This is a genomic window from Pseudomonas sp. 5.2, from assembly GCF_059025405.1.
The window spans coordinates 1-287 of record NZ_JBYBHH010000072.1 but is presented as its reverse complement, the minus strand read 5'-3'; the positions used below and the strand labels follow the sequence as shown (position 1 = coordinate 287).

The 287-nt window shown below is 64.1% G+C and carries 1 protein-coding gene; it reads right to left on the bottom strand.

The window, feature by feature from the left end:
• Positions 1-287: immunoglobulin-like domain-containing protein (locus AC5PZ0_RS28345; RefSeq protein WP_493856226.1), on the bottom strand; the 287-nt coding region annotated here is incomplete at both ends.

Genomic DNA, 287 nt, shown 5'->3' with positions numbered 1-287 from the left:
GTGCCTACGCCGGGTTCGTCGTTGACCGTGGTGGTGGCCGGGGCCTTGTCCAGGGTCAGGTTTTCGAACTTGCTGGCGCCCGCGCCACCTACCGATTGCAGAGTCTGGCTGACCGAGCTTTGGCCGATGTAGACGTTATCCGGTGCAGCGACGGTGGCCGTACCGACGGTGCCGTTGGCCGGCACGGTGATGACGGTTTTGCCGTCGCTCAGCGTGAAGGTCAGGGCGCCGTGGTTGTTGACTGGCAGGCCATCCTTGCTGGTCAGGGTCACGGTGTAGACGATCGA